Source organism: Amycolatopsis sp. FDAARGOS 1241 (assembly GCF_016889705.1).
In the GTDB taxonomy this organism is placed as follows: Bacteria; Actinomycetota; Actinomycetes; order Mycobacteriales; family Pseudonocardiaceae; genus Amycolatopsis.
Window position 1 is genome coordinate 754,201 of record NZ_CP069526.1, and the last position, 14,799, is coordinate 768,999.

General features: G+C 70.9%; 16 protein-coding genes. 8 read left to right on the forward strand and 8 right to left on the reverse strand.

The window, feature by feature from the left end; all coding sequences use genetic code 11:
- Nucleotides 1–8: 8 nt before the first annotated feature.
- Nucleotides 9–932, reverse strand: coding sequence for a serine protease (locus I6J71_RS03675; protein ID WP_204093432.1), 924 nt, complete (start codon nt 930–932; stop codon nt 9–11).
- 245 nt (nt 933–1,177) lie between these two features.
- Between I6J71_RS03675 and I6J71_RS03680 the strand changes: the two genes are divergently transcribed.
- Nucleotides 1,178–2,176, forward strand: coding sequence for a helix-turn-helix transcriptional regulator (locus I6J71_RS03680; protein WP_204093433.1), 999 nt, complete (start codon nt 1,178–1,180; stop codon nt 2,174–2,176).
- A 98-nt stretch (nt 2,177–2,274) separates the two neighbouring features.
- A complete protein-coding gene (locus tag I6J71_RS03685; RefSeq protein ID WP_204093434.1) occupies nt 2,275–2,859 on the forward strand; it encodes a M15 family metallopeptidase in 585 nt (194 codons plus the stop codon).
- Here I6J71_RS03685 and I6J71_RS03690 read toward each other — a convergent pair.
- A complete protein-coding gene (locus I6J71_RS03690) occupies nt 2,856–3,074 on the reverse strand; it encodes a hypothetical protein (RefSeq protein ID WP_204093435.1) in 219 nt (72 codons plus the stop codon). The two genes, I6J71_RS03685 and I6J71_RS03690, sit on opposite strands and share 4 nt — an antisense overlap.
- Nucleotides 3,075–3,327: 253 nt before the next feature.
- Here I6J71_RS03690 and I6J71_RS03695 point away from each other — a divergent pair, with 253 nt between their 5' ends.
- The gene (locus I6J71_RS03695) at nt 3,328–3,846 is read left to right on the forward strand and encodes a DUF4232 domain-containing protein (protein ID WP_239154406.1); all 519 of its coding nucleotides are present in this window, start codon (nt 3,328–3,330) and stop codon (nt 3,844–3,846) included.
- A gap of 74 nt (nt 3,847–3,920) precedes the next feature.
- Nucleotides 3,921–4,808, forward strand: a complete 888-nt coding sequence (locus I6J71_RS03700; RefSeq protein ID WP_204093437.1) for an ion transporter — start codon at nt 3,921–3,923, stop codon at nt 4,806–4,808.
- 203 nt (nt 4,809–5,011) lie between these two features.
- Here I6J71_RS03700 and I6J71_RS03705 read toward each other — a convergent pair whose 3' ends face one another.
- Complete coding sequence (locus I6J71_RS03705) at nt 5,012–5,719, reverse strand: NUDIX domain-containing protein (protein WP_204093438.1); 708 nt, start codon at nt 5,717–5,719, stop codon at nt 5,012–5,014.
- Nucleotides 5,720–5,932: 213 nt separating this feature from the next.
- Here I6J71_RS03705 and I6J71_RS03710 point away from each other — a divergent pair, with 213 nt between their 5' ends.
- The 3 genes from I6J71_RS03710 to I6J71_RS03720 all read left to right on the forward strand — a co-directional run bounded on the left by I6J71_RS03710 (nt 5,933) and on the right by I6J71_RS03720 (nt 9,466).
- Complete coding sequence (locus tag I6J71_RS03710; RefSeq protein WP_204093439.1) at nt 5,933–6,826, forward strand: 5'-methylthioadenosine/S-adenosylhomocysteine nucleosidase; 894 nt, start codon at nt 5,933–5,935, stop codon at nt 6,824–6,826.
- Between the two features lie 261 nt (nt 6,827–7,087).
- Nucleotides 7,088–8,989, forward strand: a complete 1,902-nt coding sequence (locus I6J71_RS03715) for a hypothetical protein (protein WP_204093440.1) — start codon at nt 7,088–7,090, stop codon at nt 8,987–8,989.
- Nucleotides 8,990–9,238: 249 nt separating this feature from the next.
- Entirely contained in the window at nt 9,239–9,466 is a 228-nt protein-coding gene (locus I6J71_RS03720; RefSeq protein WP_239154407.1) for a hypothetical protein, read from the forward strand.
- Here I6J71_RS03720 and I6J71_RS03725 read toward each other — a convergent pair.
- Nucleotides 9,463–9,897, reverse strand: a complete 435-nt coding sequence (locus I6J71_RS03725; RefSeq protein WP_204093441.1) for a cupin domain-containing protein — start codon at nt 9,895–9,897, stop codon at nt 9,463–9,465. The genes I6J71_RS03720 and I6J71_RS03725 overlap by 4 nt on opposite strands.
- Nucleotides 9,894–10,418, reverse strand: coding sequence for a molybdenum cofactor biosysynthesis protein (locus I6J71_RS03730; protein ID WP_204093442.1), 525 nt, complete (start codon nt 10,416–10,418; stop codon nt 9,894–9,896). Before I6J71_RS03730 ends, I6J71_RS03725 begins: the two co-directional genes overlap by 4 nt.
- A gap of 125 nt (nt 10,419–10,543) precedes the next feature.
- Between I6J71_RS03730 and I6J71_RS03735 the strand changes: the two genes are divergently transcribed.
- Nucleotides 10,544–11,317 (forward strand): hypothetical protein, encoded by a 774-nt coding sequence (locus I6J71_RS03735; RefSeq protein WP_239154408.1) that lies wholly within the window; start codon nt 10,544–10,546, stop codon nt 11,315–11,317.
- Here I6J71_RS03735 and I6J71_RS03740 read toward each other — a convergent pair.
- The 3 genes from I6J71_RS03740 to I6J71_RS03750 all read right to left on the reverse strand — a co-directional run bounded on the left by I6J71_RS03740 (nt 11,286) and on the right by I6J71_RS03750 (nt 14,799).
- Nucleotides 11,286–11,522 carry a hypothetical protein gene (locus I6J71_RS03740; RefSeq protein ID WP_204093443.1) on the reverse strand — a complete coding sequence of 79 codons (237 nt, stop codon included), beginning with the start codon at nt 11,520–11,522 and terminating at the stop codon, nt 11,286–11,288. The genes I6J71_RS03735 and I6J71_RS03740 overlap by 32 nt on opposite strands.
- A gap of 145 nt (nt 11,523–11,667) precedes the next feature.
- Nucleotides 11,668–13,023, reverse strand: coding sequence for a ricin-type beta-trefoil lectin domain protein (locus I6J71_RS03745; RefSeq protein ID WP_204093444.1), 1,356 nt, complete (start codon nt 13,021–13,023; stop codon nt 11,668–11,670).
- Nucleotides 13,024–13,407: 384 nt separating this feature from the next.
- The gene (locus I6J71_RS03750) at nt 13,408–14,799 is read right to left on the reverse strand and encodes a GH1 family beta-glucosidase (protein ID WP_204093445.1); all 1,392 of its coding nucleotides are present in this window, start codon (nt 14,797–14,799) and stop codon (nt 13,408–13,410) included.

Consider the following 14,799-nt stretch of genomic DNA (forward strand, 5'->3'; position numbering starts at 1 on the left):
CGCGTGGGTCAGAGCTTCCCGGCCGCGTCGTACAGCGCCTTCGCGTCCGCTTCGAGCGGCGCGCCTTCGAGGTTCAGGGTCTTGTTCTCCCCGGTGCTCTCGTCGAACTCCGTCGCGCCGCGGCTGTTGACCGAGAAGATCAATCCGGATGCCGTTGCCGGGTTGAAGTTGGCGAACCACGGTCCGCCGCTCGAGCCGCCGGCCATGTCGCACGTGGACTGCCAGTGGTCGAACTCCTGCGCGTCCTGCTGAACTGGCAGATCGCACCACTCCGGCGACTCGCCGAAGAACGCCTTCGAACCGGGGTAGCCGAAGATCGCCGCCTGGGTCTTCCCCTTGTGGTCGAAGGAGATCTGCTGAGTACCGGCGACAGCAGCCACGTGCTGCCCGTGCTGCGGGTCGAGGACGACCATCGCGACGTCGGGGTCGCTGCTGGTCGCGTAGGAGTCGCGGAACGCCAGGGCTCGGGTGGCGAACACCCCGTGCGGGCGCCGGCCCTGGTCGTAGCCGGGCACGAACACCGAGTTCTTCACCCGGATCACCTGGTCCTCGCGGTTCGTGCCGGCGTAGGCGCAGTGCCCGGCGGTGACGACGACGTCGCCGGTCGCACTCGGCACGGCGGTCGCGGTGCACCAGCTGTCCTGGTCGGGTTCGCCGGGTGACGCCTCGGTGAAGAAGAGCCGCCCGACACCCTTCGGCGCCGGGTTCGGCCAGGGCTTCGCCACCTGCTCGACGCGCTCGATCGTGTCGGCGCCGACGGCCTTCATGCGCTCGGGCGTCCAGTACGCGAGCGCGGCGGCGCGGTCGGCGGTGCTGAAGGACGTCACCTGGTTCCCGTCCTCGGCGGCCGCGGCCACGGCGGGGACGGCGGCGGCCGCGGCCACCACCGTCGTGAGCATGACCAGCGTCCGGCGGAGCTTCAAGATCGTCATGACCGGAGGACGGCCGGGCGCGCGTCCGGTTCCACCCGGTCCGGTGAACTGCCCGGACGTGCTACGCGCGTTCCCGAAGGTGCCGGCGCGCAGCGCGCCCCGCAGCACAGCGCCGGAAAGCGCCGGGCTGACGCCGAACGCATCGTCGATGTCCCGTTATGCCGGCGGCACTCTCGTCACCCCGGCGATCCTTCGGCCTGCGTGGATCGCCCCCACGATTTAGCCGGCTGCTTCATACTCGGCGGATGGCGCTCATCGTCGAAGTCGGCGTCGCCGAGCTGGCGGCGACGCGGTTTGCCGTGTCGCCGCTGTCGGAGACGGTGGCGGCGTTGCTGCAGGTCGCCGGGCGCAATCGGGGACCGCTGCACCTGCGCTGGCTGCGGTGGGCTGCCGAGGAGCTGGCGCGCGAGCCGCTGGACCTGCCGATCACGTGGCCGCTGCTCACCGCCGACCGGCCGAGCTGGCCCTCCTTCCTCGTCCCCGCCCCAGTGCAGGCCGGCACCACGATCGACGACGACCTGGCCGCGCTGCGGCGCACCACTGCGCGGCAGGTCCGTGGCAGCCTGGCGCGCCTGCTCGGGGACGAGCTGCCGGTGCCGGTCGCCGAGCTCGCCGCGCGGCCGGCCGCGGGGCTGCGCGCGCTCGCGGCCGAACTGCGGCTGGCGTTCGACCGGCTCGTCGCGCCGCACTGGCCGCGCTTGCGAGCCGTGCTGGACGCGGACGTCGTCCACCGCGCGCGGCAGCTCGCCCTCGGCGGCGCCGAACGCCTGTTCGCCGACCTGCACCCGGACTTGCACTGGGAAGCCGGACGGCTCGTGCTGGGCACGGGTGGCCCCGACCAGTTCGTCAACCGCGGACCCGGCGGGCTCGTGCTCATGCCGCTCGCCCTCGGCTCACCCGACGTGCTGATCAAGCGCAACACCACCACGCAGACCACCGTCCGCTACCCGGCGCGCGGGATCGGTGCACTGTGGACAGTCGGAGCCGAGCCGCCGGCCGACGCCGTGGTGCGGCTCCTCGGCCGCGCGCGGGCCGACCTCCTGGAAGCCCTGCGGTCGCCCGCCACGACCACCGACCTCGCCATCGCGCTGGGAGTTTCGCCGAGCGCGGTGTCGCAGCACCTGCGGGTGCTGCGGGAAGCCGGCCTGGTCGGCCGTGAGCGCTCGGGCCGGTCCGTGCTCTACCTGACGACCGAACTCGGCGCGGCGGTGCTCGGGGCGACACCGCTCGGCACTGTTACGTGATCCTGCGGAGCTGTTACACCCCGCGGACATTCGCCTGACGGTCCGGGGACACGCGCGCAGCACGATGGTTCCCGTGATCGTCTCGTCCGGGAGTGGGAATGCCTGATCTCCGTGCCAAGGCCGCGCTGGTGCTGCTGCCGGCGGTGCTTGTCGCCGGCTGTTCGAGCGCGGCGTCCGAATGGCCGTCGGGTGTGGCGAGTTCGCTGGGCGCCGGTGGCTCCGCGGGCTCTTCGGACCCGGACACCGACCCCGCGCAGGGCGGCATCCCGGACGGTCGCGACCTCACGCCGTTCGACACGGACTTCCCCGCGGTGGCGAACCTGGATCCGAACCTGCTGAAGGCCGTGCAGCAGGCGGCGACGGACGCACGAGGGCGGGGGATCGTCTTCAAGGTGACCTCGGGCTGGCGCAGCAAGGCTTACCAGCAGCGGCTGCTCGACGAGGGCATCAAGAAGTACGGCAGCCTCGAAGACGCGCGCCAGTACGTGAACACGCCCGAAAAGTCGGCGCACGTCACCGGCAAAGCCGTGGACATCGGCCCGACCGACGCCGACGACTGGCTCATCCGCCACGGCGACGGCTACGGCCTCTGCCAGGCCTACGCCAACGAGCTGTGGCACTTCGAACTGCTCACGACGCCGGGCGGGCGGTGCCCGGCGCCGATACCGAACGCCGCGGGTTAGGCCTGACGCCGGCGGAACGTGTCGACGAGGAAACACGCGATCGGGTCGCCGCCGCGTTCCGGGGCGCCGAAGCCGGGGCCGGGCAGGGCGACCACGCGCCCGGTGGAGGGGCTGAACGCCGTCCCGGTCGCCGACGCCGTGGCGGGCACCGCCTCGAACGCGAGCGAGCCGCCGATCACGACCAGTGCCGCGAAACCCTTGCCGATGGTCTTCATACCGTCCATCGTGCACGCCCATTCGTAACCGTTCAAAGTGGTTACGAATGGGGTAAGGCTTTCGTCATGAAGTCTCGGCAATTGGCCGTGCGTGTTCACGGATGGTTGCTTTCATGCGGGGAATCCCACGTCTCAGGGTCATCCGCCCGAGGGGTGGGCATCTTTGGCTGTGAGCGCACCGAAGCGGTGAATGAATCACCGTCGCGCTCCCGCGACGGACCGTCCGCTCGCGGTCCCAGGGAGGGAGTCGGTCATGACCAGCAATTTCCGCCGAGCCGCGGCCGTCACCGGACTGGCAGGCGCCGCCGTCGCGTTCGCCGGCGCGGGTACGGCGTCCGCGATGCCGACCGACTTCCGCTGCACGGCGGGCCAGGTCGACACCACGATCGTCGCCGGCGATCCGGGTGCGGGCCAGCGCTACGTCGCCGTGGTCTTTACCGCGAAGCCGGGCGAATCCTGCAACCTCGAGGGCGCGCTGCCGGTCGCGTTCGCCGGCGCCGACGGCGTCACCGTCGCGCCCGACCCAGGCGCGGCGAGCGCGCTGGTCACCCTCTCGAACGGTCGGCAGGCCACCATGCTGCTGCACTGGACCGGCATCGAGGACCCGGAGTGGCAGGTGCGCCCGACCAGCGTCACCATCACCGCGCCCGGCACCACCACGCCACACGGCGTCACGAGCGACCCGCGCATCACGTTGCCGTGGAACCAGTCGCCGCTCGACAACGCGCCCGAGGCGTACGAAGTCACGGTAGGCCCGGTCGTCGCGGCCTGACCCGGCCGTCGCGCGGCTGAGGGCGCGCTGACGTGCCATGATCGGGCGACGCGGCGTCGATTCCTGGAGATGGCATGACCACCACCGGCCGGCGGGAGGCCGAGCTCAACAGCGGGATCCTCCCCGGCAACGTGCACGTGGACGACTGGGTGATGTTCGTGCTCGCGGTCGTCTCCGTCGGGGGCCTGGGGTACCTGCTGCTCGGTTCCCCACCCGCGCCGGAGGCCGGCGCGTGGTTCTTCCGCGCCGACTGCGTCGTCTGCGGGATCTTCCTGCTGGACTTCCTGTGGCGCTGGCGCAAGCGCGGCCGGCGCGGGGCGTTCCTGGCGCGAAACTGGTACGAGGTGTTCGCGATGATCCCCGTCGCGTACCCGCCGTTCGTGGCGCAGCACCACTTCATCGCGACGGTGCTGCTGCTCATCCGCATCGGCCGCGCCGCCGACCGCGCCGTCGGCGAGCAGTTCACCTACCGCCTGGTGGACAAGCTGTCCGAGCCCATCGTCCGCGCCATCAAGAAGCCCGTGACGATCGCCGTGCTGGACGAGGTCGTGAAGGTCCTCGAGACGGGCAACTACCCGGAGAACCTCGCGAAGTCGTTGAGCGAGAACAAGGTGGAACTGCGGGCGATCATCACGGAGAAGCTCGCGGCCGACCCGCAGCTCGGCCGGTTCAAACGGCTCCCCTTCCACGACGAGATCGTCCGCACCGCCGTCGACGCCGCCTTCCGGGTTTTGCTGGAAGTGCTGCTGGATCCGCGCATCGACGACTTCTTCTCCGCCGTCGTCCGCGAAAACCGCGAACAGATCCGCCGGGCGGTGTCGCTGGGTCTCAACCAAGTGGACTCGTCGCCGGAGGAGGAATTGCTCCGGACCCGGCCGCAGCGGACGGCCGCGCACGAGTACGACCTGACCCATCCCCGGGCGGAGCGGGAACCGCCCACGCCGCCCCTGAAACGGTGGTGACCGGCGGATCGGGCGCGGCGGTGTTCAGCGCGCACCCCGTGAGCACACCGCCCAGTGCCGCTCCGGCGGCGAACGCGAGCGAGACGGCGCGAACGGCGTAGCCCGCCGTGCAGTGGATCTCCATGTCGGCCTCATTTGTGTCAAAGTGACGATTATGGGCTCCACGGTGGGCTGTTGCCCGATTAACGTCAAGATGACGAAAACTAGGAGCTGCGCAACATCGCGGGGTGCAGGACCGTGGCCGGCCCGCGCCGGAACAGGGCGGCGGGACGGCCGGCCTGCCGGGCTGCCCGTCCGCCGGTCGGAACGAGAAAACCGGGCACGCTCATGATCTTGCGGTGGAAGTTGCGCGGGTCGAGCGTCTCGCCCCAGACGATCTCGTAGACCTCGCGCAGGTCCGTCACGGTGAACTCGGGGCCGCAGAACGCCGCCGCGAGCGTGGTGTACTCGAGCTTGCTGCGAGCGCGTTCCACCGCGTCGGCGATGATCTTCTTGTGGTCGAACGCGATCGCCGCGCGCGGCCGCAGCAGCTTGTCCACCGGCACCAGCACCGCTTCGCGCGCGTCGCCGCCGGCTGAGGGCTCCGGCAGGTTCGGCGAGAAACCGAGGTAGCACACGGTGATGACCCGGCGACGCGGGTCGCGGCCGGGTGCGCCGTAGGTTCGCAGCTGCTCGAGGTGGAGGTCTTTCGCGCGCAGGCCGGTCTCTTCGCGCAGCTCGCGCGCGGCCGCGGTTTCGAGGTCTTCCTCGGCTGAGGCCAGGAAACCGCCGGGGAGCGCGAGCATCCCTTCGTACGGGGGGATTCCGCGTTTCACCAGCATGATCTGCAGTGCTCCGGCGTGCACCGTGAGCACCGCGAGGTCTACCGCGACGGCGACCTCCGGCATCGTCCAGCTCTCGTCGTCAGGCATCTTCGGCACGTCCCGCGCGGTCCAGGCGAGTGTCCATAGTGAACAGCTTAGCTCCCGCGAAAATATTCGTCGTATTGACGAGAATGACCGATTCCGGCTAACCTGCAAATTGCAGTCGTCACCTCCCGCCGCCGCCCTTCGCCCGGCCGGCCAGCCGGCCATCCCGTGCTGTCCGGAAGGAATCGCCTTGACGGAACGAATCGGAGCGACCTCATGATCGTCATCCTCACTGCGCTGGAGATCGAACACGGCGCGGTCCGCGCCCGGATGACCGGCGTCGAGCAGCACAGCCACCCGGCCGGCACGCTGTTCGACGTCGGCACGATCGACGAACGGCCGGAGTGCACCGTCGCACTCGCGCTGACGGGCATGGGCAACATGACGGCGGCCGCGCTGGCGGAACGCGCCGTCGCGCAGTTCTCCCCGGCGGCGATCCTGTTCGTCGGCGTCGCGGGCAGCCTCCGCGAATGGCTCCGGCTCGGCGACGTGATCGTGGCGGACAAGGTGTACGCCTACCAGGGTGGGCGCATCGTCGACTCCGGCCTGCTGAGCCGGCCCCGCGCGTGGGAGCTGGCACACCGCGCCGAGCAGATCGCACGCCTGGTCAGCCGCGCGGGCACGTGGAGCGGCGGCCTGCCCGCCGAAGGCCAGGGCAGTGCCCCTCGTGTCCACTTCGGACCGATTGCGGCCGGCGAGGTCGTGCTCGACTCCCAGCTCTCGGACGTCGCGAAGCTGTTGCACCACAACTACAACGACGCCGTCGCGGTCGAGATGGAGAGCGCCGGGCTGGCGCTGGCCGGGCACCTCAACGGCAACATCCCCGCCGTCACCATCCGTGGCATCAGCGACCACGCAGGCGGTGAAAAGGACTTCACCGACGCCGAAGGCTGGCAAACGCCGGCCGCCCGCAACGCGGCCGCCTTCGCGGTCTCCCTGGCCGCCGCCCTGGACGACGGCACCGGCGCGGCCGAGCCGGGTTCCGCCGCGCCCCCGGCCACCGCACCGACGAACACGGCGCCGAAGAACGTCGCGAAGGACAACGCCCGCGTCGGCAACCAGATCGGAACGATCAACGGGCCTGCGATGTTCGGCGGAGCTCAGCAGTGAACCTCCCGCCGTGGCAGGCCGGCCCCGTCGCGCAGGGTCATGCGAACGTCGAGAACCAGATCGGCGAGATCCACGGCCCGACCACTTTCCACCGGCACAACACGACTTACCACGTGAACCAGGCGGATCCGCCGAGCGGAAGTTCGAGGTCGCGCTCAACCACCTGCAGGGCGGCATTCCGCTCAGTGCCGAAAAGATCTTCGACGAACTCGTGCGGATGGGCACGGCAGTTCGAAGATCGCCTACTACTACGCGCTTTCCGTGTTCAGCGAACGTTCGCTGAACGAAATGGGCGACGAGATGTACAAGCGGTTCGTCGTCGCGGCGCGCACGGCGCCGCTGTTCCCGGCCGACGGCTGGCGGGCCGCGTTCGACGTGGTGCTGGAACTGCTTTCGTGCGTGTGGCAGCAGGAACACGGCAACGAACTCGACCGCGGCAAATTGACGACGGCAACGAAGAACTTCACCGCACTTCCGCTCGACCGGCAGACCGAGATCACGCGGCACCTCGACATGGTCCTCGGCGGCGCGATCGAGGACAGTCTCGACGTGGATGAGGCCAAGCGCGTCGCCGAGGCGCGAGTGGATGGCGACCGTGCCCAGCGCGCGTGGAAGTTCTTCGAACCGGAGCCGGCCCGGCCGCGGTTCTTCATCCTGCCGCCGCCGACGGTGTCCACCGGCACCTGGGTGCGCATCTGGTTCGGGGCGGCCGCGCTCGCCCTCGGTCTGATCTCGGCGCTGGTCTCGATCGGATCGGGGAACTCGGCGCTCGGGCTGTCCTCGCTGGTCGTGTTCGGTGGCGGTCTGGCCTGCGCCGTCCGGTTCGGGATCACCCGGGAAGTCCGGGCGCGGCGGCTCGCTTGGCACAACACCGAGCGCGGGTACACGGTCCGGCCGCAGGCAGCGGTGTCACCGGGCCACTGGGTTTCGACCGATTTCGTGCGGCAGGTCCACGAACAGGTCGAACGCCGGTTCCGCGCCGCCCGGCCGCACCTCGCCGGCGATTGGAAGCGCGCGTCCTGCGGGATGCGCGAGTACCTCAAGTGGCGGTTCGTCGCCCTCTACGGCAAAGCCCAGGTGGAGGCCCCGGCGATCGACTGGCTGATCCACTGGCACGCGCGCCGGGTCGCGCAGCGCTGGCGCGACGGGACGATGTTCGACTACCGCGTGAACTTGCTGCCGTCGTCGGGTGTCGGCGCGCTGTTCGGTGCCGGAGCGGCGGCCGCGGTGCTGGGTTTCGCCGGGCTGGTGGCGTCCGGCAGCGGCTACGGCGGCGGCGCGATCCTCCTCGCCGTCGGTGCGGCCCTCGCGTGGGGTGCCGTGGTCCGGCTCTTCGCCACGCGGCAACTGACCGCGGACCAGGAGGCGGCGGGAAGGCGGTTGCCGGCGGAGGAAGAACAGGCGTACCGCGACTGGCTGGGCGTGCTCGCCGATCGGCCCGCCGACGCCGAGATCGCGCGCTGGCTCGGCCTCGACAAGTCCTTCCTCAAGACGTCGGCGGTGAAGCGCGCGGGGCTCACCAACTACGACGTGGTCGCCCACGTCGTGCTCACCGAGGGCGCGTCCGGTGCGCAGCGTGCCCGCGTGCTCGGCGGCCCGATGCGGTATTCGGCCTACGTCGCGCGGGTGTTCCTGCTGACGAGGAGCGGAGTCAGGGAGTTCGAAGTGGATCTCGACTTCCTCACCGGGAACGAGCACGACGAGCGACGGAAGGGTTTCCGCTACGAAGCCTTGGCCTCAGCCCAGGTGTCGGAAGTCGGAGTGCGCTACGCGGACGACAAGAGGTACATCGTGCGCCCGGACGACACCGCTCGCCTGCTGGACGTGCACACCCTTCGCCGCCGGGCGTTCCGGCTGAGCCTGATCAGCGGGGAAGCGATCTCGGTTGTGGTCGAGACCTACCGTGGCGCCAGCGACGTCACGGAGAGTGAAGACAAGCTGTACTCGATGGCTCTCGAAACGTCCGGGATCGCAGGCGCGCTCCACGTGCTCGAAGCCGTGGCCGCTGAGGGCCGGGACTGGATCCCGCGTGAGCAGGAGCGGCGACGGCGGCGTTCGGAGGCGTGGGGCCTCGGTCCGGCACCCCGGTTGCTCGGCGACGGGCTGCGTGATCCGTTCGGCGACGACGACCAGGACGGGGCCGAGGTGCCCGCGGCACGGTGACCCGGGGGAGGGAAGCCCGGGGGCGGTCGTCCGGCCGCCCCCGGGTCTCGTCCGCGGCGGTGCGGCCGGGCGCCGTCAACCGCCGAACGTGTGGCGCACGCCGCGGGGAGGCGCCGCGGCGGGCTGGAGTAGGGTGCGAAGGGCCGTTGTCGTTGCTGCACAAGGGTTGTGTTGGCGCGGGCACGGGGTGTTCCGGTCGCCTCCGAGGCAAGCTGGGGAGCGTCGGGAGCCGAATCGCGGGTTGGAGTCGTGAACGTGGTAGATAGCGGGCAGCAGGTGCAGGCGTGCCGACGGCAGGAGTGCGACGAGCCCTCCCTGTGGCGCGGCTTGTGCGCCGCGCACTGGAGCCGGTGGCAGAGCGGCGTCGACACCCTCGAACTCCCCGACGACGACGTCCCGCCGCCGCCCGCGCAGGTGTGGTGGCCCCCGGAGCGGCAGTCGCTGCCGTTGAGCAGCCGGATGCTGCCGGGGTCCTAAGCGTCTTCGGCGGGGATCTCGACTTCCGCCCAGAGACTGGGCAAGTTCACGACGATCCCCTCCTGGCTGCTGCGCGCGATGATCACCACGGCGTCCTCGCCGGTCGGGTTCTCTTCGCGGTGCGGGACGTACGGGGGGACGAACACGTAATCGCCCGGTGCGGTTTCCAGGCGCACCTCCGAGTCGCCGTCCGCGAAGACGAAGACGGGGTGCCCGGACTGCACGTAGATGGCCGTCTCGGCGTGGCCGTGGTGGTGGTCACCCGAGTTGGTGTGCGGGGTGACGTGCGTTTCGCCCATCCACACCTTCTGCGAGCCCACCGTTTTGCCCGAGATGGCCTCGAAGCGGCGCATCCCGCTGGTCTGGGTGGTGTCGCCGGTCAACGAGCCGCCGCGGATGTGCCGCAGGGGCTGGTGCCACTGGTCCGTCATCGAGCCTCCACGTGTTCCAGTACGGTCAACTCCGCCGGGCCAAGCCGCAGCACGCCGTCGTCCAGCGGAACGCAGCGGACGCCGCCGCGGCCGCGCAGGCCGCGGAAGGCGCCCGGGGCCACGGACACGTCCAGCCAAGCGCACGGGTTCGCCGGGCGCCGCGCCCGGAAGCGCACCGGGCCGTCGCCGCTGTCGAGGGAGAACACCGCGCCCGGCCGCTCGCGCGTGGCGGCGAGGTCGTCGACGCGGAAGCCGCGAAGCACGATATTGCGCCGCGTCCGCAGCGGGTCCGGTGCGCCGAACGCGTCCAGCGCCGCCGCGTCGAATACGGTCACCGCGGCGTCGCGGTGGGCACGCTGGTTGAAGTAGCGGTCGCCGACCAGGCCCAGGCCCGCTCGCACCTCCACGCACGGCTGCGAAACCCACGCCGGATCAGGCCGCGGGCCGTCCGACGGCCGTCCTTCGAACGCGTGCACCGGCGACACGAGCAGCGAAACGATCTCCACCGGTGTGCTTTCCACACCACGACCCTACCGGCGCCGGGGTTTTTCGGCCGCGAGCCGGGTCCCGTGAATAACGGCGATCCGGACATCGAACGGGGAACGGTGGTAGCGTTTTCTCCCCTCCCGCCCGAGGGGAGACCGCCGTGGACTGGTACGACCGCGTCTTCGTGGACACCGGCCGCGCCGCCGCGATGTGGGCGCTCGCCGGTTTCCTCGTCACGTTCGTCGTCGTGCGCGGCATCTCCCGCCGCATCCGCGCGAAGCGCCGCAAGCCCACCGGCAAACGCGGGCTGCTCGGCGACATCCACATCGGCGGGGTCCACGTGCACCACCAGGTGTGGGGCATCCTGCTGGTCCTCGTCGTGGGCCTGCTGGAGTTCCGCTACGACCCGGCCGCGCCGTGGCGCGAAGTCCTCGCCGCGCTGTTCGGCGCGGGTGCCGCGCTCGTGCTCGACGAGTTCGCCCTCTGGTTCCACCTCGACGACGTCTACTGGGCCCAGCGCGGCCGCAAGTCCATCGACGCCGTGCTCGTCGGCGGTGCGCTCGGGGGCTTGCTGCTGCTCGAGGCGTCACCCATCGGCGAGACGCGCGGCGAGTCGGCGATGTGGTCGTACTTGCTGGGCGTGGGGGTGCACCTGGTGACCGCACTCGTCTGCCTGCTCAAGGGCAAGCTCGCCACCGGGGTGCTGGGGGTCGTCGTGCCGGTCATCGCGCTCGTGGGCGCGTTCCGGCTCGCGAAACCCGAGTCGATGTGGGCGCGCCGCCGCTACGCCGGGCGCAAGCTGGACCGGGCGCGCCGGCGGTTCGGCGCCGGCTACACCGCGCGTCACAACCGCCTGCGGGACCTCTTCGGCGGCGCCCCCGAAGAGCCGGAGACCGAGTCCGTCAGCGAGAGTGAGGGATCCGGCCGCCGCTGAGGATCCGCTGCAGCCGCGCCCGCGCCATGCGATGCAACATCTCGCCGAGCTCCTCCGGCGCGATCCGCCCGTCGAGGTCGGCGCGCGTCGCGCGCACCACGTGGGCCACCGCCGTGGCGGGCAGCCGGCCCGAGAACTCCCCGGTCAGCCACACCGTGACCTCCCCGACCGCGTCCTCCACTCCCTGGTGGCAATGAACGGTCATCGCGTGCCTCTTTCCGCTCGTGGTGGGCCCCGACGTCAGTCCGACGGCCGGCCCCGCGAGCCATGACGGCAAACGCGCGAAGAAAACCGGTGGGGAGCTAGGAAAATGCTCCCCACCGGCCGGGGTGGATCCGGTGAATCAGCGACTAGAACGTCCACGCCTGGTTCGCCGCTCCCGTGCACGTCCAGATCTGCAGCGGCGTCCCGTCGGCCGAGCTGGGCCCGGTCGCGTCGAGGCACTTGCCGGAGCCGGTGTTCACGAGCTGGTTGGCCGCGGTGTGGGTCCACTGCTGCGCGGCTGTGCCGTTGCAGTCGTAGAGCTGCACCTTCGTGCCGCTGGCGGTGCCGGCCGCGGCGACGTCCATGCACTTGCCGAGCGCCTGCAACGTGCCGCCGGCCGACGTCCACTGCTGTGCGTTGGTGCCGTTGCACGTGTAGAGGTCGATCTTCGTGCCGTTGGCGCTGTTGGCGCCCGCGACGTCGACGCACTTGCCGCCGTAGCCCGTGATCTGCTTGCCGCCACCGGTCGGGGGCGGGGTGGTGCCGCCGCCTCCGGTGATGGCGTTGAAGATCCGCGAGTAGGCGTAGCCGGTGGCGCGGTCGTAGTCGTGGACTTCCCAGAACGAGAGCTCCTGCACGCCGTTCTGCGCGGCGAACGACTCCAGTTGCTGCGCGTCCGACTGGCTGAACTGCGCGCCGTCGTCGTTGCGGCCCGCGATCGGGGTCAGGCCCATCTTCGCGTACGCCTGCGCCGTCGAGATGTGGAACGCCCCGGCGATCTGGCCGACGGCCGCACGCGCCGACGCGAGCGCGTCGCCCAGCACGGGCTGGCCGTCGTAGAAGTCCATCACCATCAGGTTCACGACGCTGACCTTCACGCCCTTGGCGTACGCGTCGTTGAGGATGCCCATCTGCAGGCTGCCCAGCCCGCTCGGGTCGACCGCGAGCGTGTAATCGACCTGCACGTTCGGGTTCTGCTGCTGCAGCGCCGCGAGCGCCGAGTTGCGGCGCTGGTTCGCGGCGGTGTCCTTGATGGTGTCCTCTTCGATGTCGAAGTCGAGGCGGTTGGTGCCGTAGGTGTTGACCACGTTGGCGTACGCCGCGGTGAGGCTCGACGTGTTCGTGCACGTCTGGGCGATCTCACCGCCCGCCGCGCCGCCGAACGAGGGGATCACGTTGCCGCCCGCTGCCTGCAGCGCGCTGATCTGCGATTTGAACGAGCCGACGCCCGTCCCGTTCGCCTCCCAGAGCTGGTTGCAGCCCGAGGACGGGGTGAGGAACGCGAGGGTGAAGAACTTCGTGCCGGTCGCGTTCATGTCCGCGGCCATGTCGCCGATGTCGGAGTCGCTGACCTGCAGGTACGGGGCCGAGTAGTGAGCGGGGAACGCCGCGCCCGCGGCCGGGGCGGCCTCGCTCGCGGCAGGGCTGACGGTGGCGAGCGCGACGCCGGCGAGCACGGGCAGTGCCGCGGCGGCGAGGGCTCTGAGTTTCGAAGCGCGCATTCCGTGAACTCCAGAGGGGACGGGGAGGGAGAATTCCGCGCACGATTCATTGCGTCCCGGCGAATTCGCGAAACGGCAGGACTGAATATCGGGAAGGCAATTCCGGAGAAACGGTGGGGGACCGAATCGCCGACCACTTCGTGCGCGGTGTGAAGAAAGTTATACCGGTCGCCCCCAGGGGTTGGCAACGGGTTCGCGAGCGATCGCAGCAGGTCGCGGCGTTGTCCTGTCAGACAGGTTCAGACCAGTAAAGGCGGTGGTCGCCCGGCGTTCACGACGGTGAACACCGGGCGACCGTTTTGTCTGATAGGTCGAGCTGTGGATGTGCCGCTGAATGGCGCGTTGCGCTTTCCGGGTGATCCGCGATTGTCCGTGCGAACGGGCTCACGGCAACGCGTTGCGCGCGATCACCTCGGAGTACCAGTGCGCGCTGCGTTTCGGCGTTCGCTGCTGCGTCGCGTAATCCACGTGGACGAGCCCGAAGCGCTTGGCGTAGCCCTCGGCCCACTCGAAGTTGTCCAGCAGCGACCAGTAGAAGTACCCGCGCAGGTCGACGCCGTGGGTCACCGCGTCGTGCGCCGCGCGCAGGTGCGCGTCGAGGAACGCGACGCGATCGGTGTCGGCGATCTCGCCGGCGCGCAGCACGTCGGGGTAGGCGGCACCGTTCTCCGTGACGTACAGCGGCACCGGCCGGTAGCCGCGGTGCACCTGCAGCAGCGACGCCGTGAGCCCGGCCGGCTGCACTTCCCAGCCCGAGTCCGTGCGCGGGGCCGCGGGATCGGGCACGAAGTGCACCGCGTCCGCGCCGATCCACTCGGCGCCGGCCGGTGAGCTGCCCGGCGTGGGAGAGCCGGCCACGCGGTAGCCGCGGTAGTAGTTCACGCCGAGCCAGTCGACCGGTGCGGCGATCACGTCCTCGTCGCCGGGGAGCACGACGTCGGCGAAGCCGAACGGCGCCAGGTCCGCCACCACGTCGGTGGGGTAACCGCCGCGCAGCACAGGGTCGAGGAACAGCCGGTTCTGCTGCCCGTCGATCCGACGGGCAGCGTCGACGTCTGCGGGCGTGTCCGACGCCGGCGTGACCGGGTACAGGTTGAGCGTGATCCCGGCCGGTGCTCGCGGGGCGTCGCGGCGCAGCACGTCCATCGCGAGGCCGTGGCCGAGCAGCAGGTGGTGCGCGGCCGCCGCCGCGGCGGCCGGGTCGGTGCGGCCGGGCGCGTGGATCCCCTTGCCGTAGCCCAGCATCGCGGCGCACCAGGGTTCGTTGAGCGTCGACCAGCTCGCCACGCGGTCACCGAGCACACCCACGATCGTCTCCGCGTATTCCGCGAAGCGGTACGCCGTGTCGCGGACCGGCCAGCCGCCGAGGTCTTCGAGCCGTTGCGGCAGGTCCCAGTGGTACAGCGTGGCCCACGGCTGGATCCCGGCCGCCAGCAGCGAGTCGACGAGCCGGTCGTAGAACGCGATCCCGCGCACGTTCGGCAGCCCGCCCGGCTGGATCCGGGGCCACGCCAGGGAAAACCGGTACGCGCCGAGCCCGAGCGAGCGCATCAGCGCGACGTCCTCGGCAGCGCGCCGGTAGTGGTCGGCCGCCGGCTCGCCCGTGTCCCCGCCGGCGACGGCGCCCGGCCGAGCGGCGAAGGCGTCCCACACGGACGGTTCGCGTCCGTCCACTGTGGTCGCCCCTTCGACCTGGAACGCCGCCGTGGCGGCGCCCCAGACGAACCCGGGCGGGAACGCGAGCCCGGTCCGGGTGGGCAGTGGTTCAGCGGACAT

Excerpts from the sequence above, each read along its gene's own strand:
- I6J71_RS03690 (WP_204093435.1), bottom strand. The coding sequence starts at position 3,074 with ATGAAGACCATCGGCAAGGGTTTCGCGGCACTGGTCGTGATCGGCGGC.
- I6J71_RS03725 (WP_204093441.1), bottom strand. The coding sequence starts at position 9,897 with ATGACGGACCAGTGGCACCAGCCCCTGCGGCACATCCGCGGCGGCTCG.
- I6J71_RS03750 (WP_204093445.1), bottom strand. The coding sequence starts at position 14,799 with ATGTCCGCTGAACCACTGCCCACCCGGACCGGGCTCGCGTTCCCGCCC.
- I6J71_RS03685 (WP_204093434.1), top strand. The coding sequence starts at position 2,275 with ATGCCTGATCTCCGTGCCAAGGCCGCGCTGGTGCTGCTGCCGGCGGTG.
- I6J71_RS03740 (WP_204093443.1), bottom strand. The coding sequence starts at position 11,522 with ATGACCGTTCATTGCCACCAGGGAGTGGAGGACGCGGTCGGGGAGGTC.
- I6J71_RS03700 (WP_204093437.1), top strand. The coding sequence starts at position 3,921 with ATGACCACCACCGGCCGGCGGGAGGCCGAGCTCAACAGCGGGATCCTC.
- I6J71_RS03695 (WP_239154406.1), top strand. The coding sequence starts at position 3,328 with ATGACCAGCAATTTCCGCCGAGCCGCGGCCGTCACCGGACTGGCAGGC.
- I6J71_RS03680 (WP_204093433.1), top strand. The coding sequence starts at position 1,178 with ATGGCGCTCATCGTCGAAGTCGGCGTCGCCGAGCTGGCGGCGACGCGG.
- I6J71_RS03675 (WP_204093432.1), bottom strand. The coding sequence starts at position 932 with ATGACGATCTTGAAGCTCCGCCGGACGCTGGTCATGCTCACGACGGTG.
- I6J71_RS03745 (WP_204093444.1), bottom strand. The coding sequence starts at position 13,023 with ATGCGCGCTTCGAAACTCAGAGCCCTCGCCGCCGCGGCACTGCCCGTG.
- I6J71_RS03705 (WP_204093438.1), bottom strand. The coding sequence starts at position 5,719 with ATGCCTGACGACGAGAGCTGGACGATGCCGGAGGTCGCCGTCGCGGTA.
- I6J71_RS03710 (WP_204093439.1), top strand. The coding sequence starts at position 5,933 with ATGATCGTCATCCTCACTGCGCTGGAGATCGAACACGGCGCGGTCCGC.